At 46.9% G+C, this 6,398-nt stretch carries 5 protein-coding genes and 3 tRNA genes; 3 read left to right on the forward strand and 5 right to left on the reverse strand.

Translation table 11 applies throughout. The features are described from left to right. The 5 genes from tuf to O71_RS04395 form a co-directional block, all read right to left on the reverse strand. The coding region (gene tuf, locus O71_RS04375; protein ID WP_007653643.1) for an elongation factor Tu at nt 1-992 on the reverse strand (992 nt) is incomplete at its 3' end. 69 nt (nt 993-1,061) lie between these two features. Beyond that, nucleotides 1,062-1,131: transfer RNA gene (locus O71_RS04380), tRNA-Thr, on the reverse strand. Between the two features lie 113 nt (nt 1,132-1,244). Continuing rightward, nucleotides 1,245-1,317: transfer RNA gene (locus tag O71_RS04385), tRNA-Gly, on the reverse strand. Nucleotides 1,318-1,357: 40 nt separating this feature from the next. Beyond that, nucleotides 1,358-1,440: transfer RNA gene (locus tag O71_RS04390), tRNA-Tyr, on the reverse strand. A gap of 154 nt (nt 1,441-1,594) precedes the next feature. Beyond that, nucleotides 1,595-4,147 (reverse strand): M1 family metallopeptidase, encoded by a 2,553-nt coding sequence (locus O71_RS04395; protein WP_007653644.1) that lies wholly within the window; start codon nt 4,145-4,147, stop codon nt 1,595-1,597. An 87-nt stretch (nt 4,148-4,234) separates the two neighbouring features. Here O71_RS04395 and O71_RS04400 point away from each other — a divergent pair, with 87 nt between their 5' ends. The 3 genes from O71_RS04400 (at nt 4,235) to frr (ending at nt 6,218) form a co-directional block, all read left to right on the forward strand. Then, nucleotides 4,235-4,732: a biotin/lipoyl-containing protein gene (locus O71_RS04400; RefSeq protein WP_007653645.1), complete on the forward strand. Its 498-nt coding sequence runs from the start codon at nt 4,235-4,237 to the stop codon at nt 4,730-4,732. An 83-nt stretch (nt 4,733-4,815) separates the two neighbouring features. Next, complete coding sequence (gene pyrH / locus O71_RS04405; RefSeq protein ID WP_007653646.1) at nt 4,816-5,601, forward strand: UMP kinase; 786 nt, start codon at nt 4,816-4,818, stop codon at nt 5,599-5,601. A 53-nt stretch (nt 5,602-5,654) separates the two neighbouring features. Then, on the forward strand, nt 5,655-6,218 hold the full coding sequence (frr, locus tag O71_RS04410; protein ID WP_007653648.1) for a ribosome recycling factor: 564 nt from the start codon (nt 5,655-5,657) through the stop codon (nt 6,216-6,218). The last annotated feature ends 180 nt before the right edge of the window (nt 6,219-6,398 follow it).

The following is a 6,398-nucleotide window of genomic DNA, read 5'->3' on the forward strand; positions in this document are numbered from 1 at the left end:
TGTGGACGGTACTTGTTGAAGAACGGCGTGTGACGTCCACCTTCTTCTTTAGAAAGAACGTAAACCTCAGCCTTGAACTTCGTGTGAGGCTTCACAGAACCTGGCTTACAGATAACCATACCACGACGGATATCAGATTTTTCAATACCACGAAGCAATAGACCTACGTTGTCACCAGCTTCACCACGGTCAAGGATCTTACGGAACATCTCAACACCAGTTACTACTGACTTAAGGTTCTCAGCACCCATACCCAGGATTTCAACTGCCTCACCAGAGTTGATCACACCACGCTCGATACGGCCTGTAGCTACAGTACCACGACCAGTGATTGAGAACACGTCCTCAACTGGCATCAGGAATGGAAGGTCAGTCAAACGAGCTGGAATCGGAATATAGCTATCAACTGCAGCCATCAATTCTTCGATTGTCTTCACCCACTTCTCGTCGCCGTTCAAGCCACCAAGAGCAGAACCCTGGATAACTGGAATGTTGTCGCCGTCGAAATCATAGAAAGAAAGAAGCTCACGGATTTCCATCTCAACAAGCTCAAGAAGCTCTGGATCGTCCACCATGTCAACTTTGTTCATGAATACTACCAGCTGAGGTACACCTACCTGACGAGCAAGAAGGATGTGCTCACGAGTCTGTGGCATTGGACCATCAGTTGCAGCAACCACAAGGATAGCACCGTCCATCTGAGCAGCACCAGTAACCATGTTCTTCACGTAGTCAGCGTGACCTGGGCAGTCAACGTGAGCATAGTGACGGTTCTCAGTTGCGTATTCTACGTGAGAAGTATTGATTGTAATACCTCTTTCTTTTTCTTCCGGAGCGTTATCAATAGAAGAGAAGTCGCGAAGTGCAGCAAGACCTTTCTTAGCCAAAACTGTAGTAATGGCAGCAGTCAAAGTTGTTTTGCCGTGGTCAACGTGACCGATAGTACCGATGTTTACGTGCGGTTTGGAACGGTCAAATGTTTCTTTAGCCATTGTATGATAATTAAATTAAGGTTAAAACGTTTAAGTATGTTGCGTTAATTATACACGTAACGGACTTTGAGCCAACGATGGGAATTGAACCCACGACCCCTTCCTTACCAAGGAAGTACTCTACCCCTGAGCTACGTCGCTTTTGCCATCACTTATCTTAAAAATGAGTTTATACTAAAAAGGAAATCCATCTTCATGAAATTCCTTACAAAGCAACCCATAATTGATAAGCAGCACGCCGTTTGCTTATTGAGCGGGAGACGAGGGTCGAACTCGCGGCCTATAGCTTGGAAGGCTATCGCTCTACCAACTGAGCTACTCCCGCTTTTAATGAAGCAAACCATTAAATAGCGTGGTCTTAATTGTGGGGAGAGCAGGATTCGAACCTGCGAAGTATCACTACAACGGAGTTACAGTCCGTCCCATTTGGCCGCTCTGGAATCTCCCCTAATATTCAACCTGGCTGACTTATTCAGCCTTTCCTTAGCACTTCAAAACTGTTTTTCAGTCCGCTGTTCGTTCTAAGGAGATGCAAAATTAAGCGCTTTTTCTTTCCAGTCAAATATTCTCAAAAAAATTATTCACTTTTTTTTCTGGGTGCTCTACAACGCAACCTGATTGTACAGTTCCAGAAGCCTTTTATCTTGCTCATTCGCTCTTATTTCTTTAAGCAACTCTACTATCTCGGGACGCTCTGAATGCACCATAAGTGTTTGAAAGGCAGCCATGCGTACGTAATACAGTCGATGCTCCTGTGCTAATTCTGCCAGCATACCAATCGCCTCGGGGGTATAGGCTTCCGGGTTTACCGCCATAAATGCGCCGTAGCTCTGCAACAGATAATAAAGGCCTGCTCCTTTGGCATTTTTCATCTGCTTCATAAACCAATCATACTTTTTCGCTCCTCCTTTCACTGCATAGTATGAAGCCAGCGCCAGCACGATTTCCTCATTTGTCTCCTTTTCAAAACTAGCCAGGCGTTGGTTGATGTCAGGTGCCTCTGTCATAGCATAGCCCAGTATACCTGCGGCTGCCACTTTGTAGGAGTCATCTTCCATTGCTTTCTTATATAGCTCACTATACTCATCATCGCCCCATTCAGAAAGCAGCATGATCGCACCTGCTCTTACTTCACCCTTTGCATCGCTTTCAGCTATTCGCTTCACAATTGGCTCCAGCGTTTCTGTCTGCTTAGCTGGCAATCGTCCCGCTACATCTAAAGCCAGGTTTCGCACAGCCCAGAATTCGTCTTTCAAAACGCCCTGTAACAGGCTTACCATTTCCTGCTGGCTTAACTCCTTCTCCAACTCTTCCAATGCCGCAAGTTTTGCAGCCAACCCGCCTGCATTGTTAAACTGAAACTCCAATTCTTCGGCTGTCTTCGCATGCTCTACAGTACCAAGTAGCTGCTGCTCGCTGTCAAACAGCACAAGTTGCGGCTCTGCATCCACAGGCAGGTTAAACACCTGGTTTGCTTTTGTGATCTCGATACTATGTTCTGCTTTCTTGCCATTTTCCCAAACTGCTACTTTCAGCGGCAACCTATACACTGGCTGGTATATTGTATCCTGTTGCTGCCATACCTGAAGCGCAAGCGCACCGTTCTGATAAGTATGGCTAACTTTAAGCTCCGGATGACCGGCTCGCAGGAACCACTGATCAAAGAACCACATTAAGTCTTCGCCAGTAGTATCTTCAAAGGCCATGCGCAATTCAGCCACTTCTACATCTGAGAATTTGTTCTGTGTGAGGTAGCGGTTAAGTGAAGAGAAGAAGGCTTCGTCCCCAACATATTTGCGTAGCATGTGCAGCACACGGCCGCCCTTGGCATAGGAGTGACTGTCGAACATGTCTTCCCGATCCGCATAGCGATAGCGAATCAGCGGTTCGCGCTTACTTTCGGATTCATCAAGGTACTGCCCCAATTCGTCCAGGTGATGGAAGGCGGCTTCATCAGCACCGTACTTGTGCTCTGTCCACAGGTATTCAGAATAGTTGGCAAACGCCTCGTTAAGCGGCAGGTTAGCCCAGGATTCTGTGGTCACGTAGTTACCGAACCACTGGTGGAACAGTTCGTGCGCAATGATGCCATCCCAGTTTTTATCAAGAAGCTCCCGCTCATTCAGTTGCAGGTCTTCCATGAAAGTAGAGGCCGATGTGTTTTCCATAGCTCCTGACACAAAGTCGCGCACGACCACCTGCGAGTATTTCGACCAGGGGTAATCCACGCCTAGTTTTTTTGAGAAGAACTCAAGCATTTCGGGCGTATTACCAAATATCTTCTTCGCAGTTTTCTCATAAGCCGGCTCCACATAGTAGTTCACCTCCAGGTCACGCCACTTGTCTTTTACTACGGCGTACTCTCCAATAGCCATCATGGTCAGGTATGGCGCATGCGGCTGCTCCATTTTCCAGTAGTCAGTCTTTGTACCGTTGGGGTTTTTGCGTGAGTATACAAAAGTACCGTTCGATAACGTGGTAAATTTCTGATCGATGGTGATGTAAAGTTCCTGCGTCATGCGCTCGTTTGGCGAGTCGATCGTCGGGAACCAGGCAGAGCTTGCTTCAGTTTCGCCCTGCGTCCAGATCTGTCGAGGCTTATTCGGATCCTCTCCTTTTGGATTGATGAAGTACAGTCCTTTGTCTTCCGTAATGGCATCACTGCCTCCTACTGCCAGTTCGTTTGGCTTTGCCGTATAGTCTATCTCAATGATATACTTATCGTTCCGGGTATATTGCTTCCCCAGATCAATGGTCAGTTTCATGCCGTCATAGGTATACTGCAGCTCTTTTGCATCAAAGCCATTCATCAGGTTTACACTGTGGATGTCAAACCCTTTGGCATCAAGTACCAGCTGGCTCTGCGGGTAGAAATAAGGCTTTAGTGTTAGCTCAGCTATGCCATGCAAGTACTGTTTTTCCCAATCAAAGCTGACACGTAGTTTGGTATGCAACAAGTCGTGCACCCGTGTCTTGGAGGGATTGAAGGCGTGGTTCTTGGGTGCCCATACAGGAGGTTCGGCAATCTCCAGAGCTGGCTTGCTCGTAACTGGCTCAACCGGAAGAGTCGCCTTGGTTTGTTTGTTCACACTGCAACCGCCCGTAAAAGCCATAGCGGCAGCAAGGCCAACTATGCTCAGAAACCTATGATTCATGATGGAATGTTTTAATTTTGAGCTCAATTTCTAAAAATACTCTGATAAATCAATTATCTTTAAGCTTCCAAAATCTGATTTATAAAGATGCTCCAAATAAAAACCGCTAACGACAAGACATGGCAGGTTGATATTCAAAAAGACGCTATTCTACTTAATGGATCACCTTTCAACTGGGATATTTCTCCCCTCGGCCCTAACAGATACCACATCATAAAAGACGATAAGTCGTATACCGCAGAGTTGGTAGAAGCTGACTATCAGGCCAAAACATTTACTTTCAAGATAAATGGCGTAAAGCAGACCGTAAGCGCGAAAGATCGTTTCGACCTGCTGCTCGACAAGCTAGGTATGAGCAATGCCAATGCGCAGAAAGTGAATGATGTGAAAGCTCCTATGCCAGGCTTAATACTCGAAATAAAAGTACAGCCCGGGCAGGAGGTAAAGAAAGGCGACCCTATTATGATACTGGAGGCCATGAAAATGGAAAACATCCTCAAATCGCCGGGTGATGGCGTAGTGAAGGAAATAAAGGTGGCCGTCAAACAGAACGTGGAGAAAAATCAGATCCTGATTCAATTTTAATTTTTTGTGTTGCCGGACGGGCAGCACAGACTGCCTTGCCGCAGCATGAGCATCATAAACGTTAACATTACTATAAAACGACCGTGAAGTATAAAAGAATATTGCTGAAGTTAAGCGGCGAAGCGCTGATGGGAGAACAGCAGTACGGCATCGATTCAGACAGACTGATGCAGTACTCGCAGGAGATTAAGGAAGTAGCCGCACTTGGCGTTGAAGTAGCAGTTGTGATCGGAGGTGGCAACATCTTTAGAGGCGTGCAGGCTGAGCAGGTAGGTCTTGACCGCGTGCAGGGCGACTACATGGGCATGCTGGCTACTGTCATCAACAGTATGGCCTTGCAGAGTGCGCTCGAGAAGCTTGGGGTTTATACCCGTTTGCTGTCAGGTCTTAATATTCAGCAGGTATGCGAGCCTTATATCCGTCGCCGTGCAGTGCGTCACCTTGAAAAAGGACGTGTCGTTATTTTCGGAGCTGGCACAGGCAATCCCTACTTCACAACCGACTCAGCCGCCAGCCTTCGTGCCATCGAAATAGAAGCGGACGTTGTATTGAAGGGTACCCGTGTAGACGGCATATACTCAGCTGACCCAGAGAAGGACCCGAACGCGATATTCTACTCGAATATCTCCTTCAAAGACGTGTTCGAGAAAGGCCTGAACGTAATGGATATGACTGCCTTTACACTCTGCAAGGAAAACGGCTTGCCAATCATTGTATTCGACATGAACACCGGAGGCAACCTGAAGCGACTGGTACAGGGCGAGAAAATCGGCACGCTTGTAAGCATGGAAGACCTGGCAGACTCAATAGAAGAAGCCATCGATAATATCCAGGCTTCAGAAGGAGCAGGCTCAACTGACAAGAATTAATAAATTGCAGTATACATAAGATAACAGAAGAACCTTATTAAGCTAAAATTGATATGACGGAAGAAATTCAGTTTTACCTCAGCGAAGCCGAGGAGTCGATGCAAAAATCGGTACAGCATACAAACTCTGAGCTGCTTAAAATCAGAGCTGGCAAAGCCTCTCCTGCCATGGTAGAGGATCTGCGCGTAGATTATTATGGCACTCCAACTCCTATCTCTCAGGTTGCTGGTATCACCGCCCCGGACGCACGCACGCTCTTGATCAAGCCATGGGAAAAGAACATGGTTGCTGAAATTGGCAAAGCCATCAAAAACAGTGACCTAAACCTGAATCCGCAGCATGAAGCAGATTCCATCCGTCTGAACATTCCGCCACTGACGGAAGAGCGTCGCCGTGACCTGGTGAAGCAAGTGAAGAACGAGACTGAAAACGGCAAGATTGCGATTCGCAACATTCGCAAAGATGTGAACGACTCACTGCGAAAACTGCAGAAAGAAGGCACCTCAGAAGATGCTGTGCGTGATGCGGAAGCTAAAGTTCAGAAGATGACAGACAGCTACATTGTGAAAATGGACGAGCTCCTTGCGAAGAAAGAAGCTGAGATCATGACCGTGTAAGCATCTCATACCTTTATAAAGGAGAAGCCCGCTGAGCATTCAGCGGGCTTCTCCTTTTATATGCCTGTGCATTATTTACAGGTATAGCTTGTGCACCTTGATATACTCTGCCACCTCGTCTGGCACCATATACTTGATTGACTTTTCCTCCTTGATACATTTCCGAATAAATGTAGCCGA

It is taken from the genome of Pontibacter sp. BAB1700, assembly GCF_000277005.1.
Taxonomy (GTDB): domain Bacteria; phylum Bacteroidota; class Bacteroidia; order Cytophagales; family Hymenobacteraceae; genus Pontibacter; species Pontibacter lucknowensis.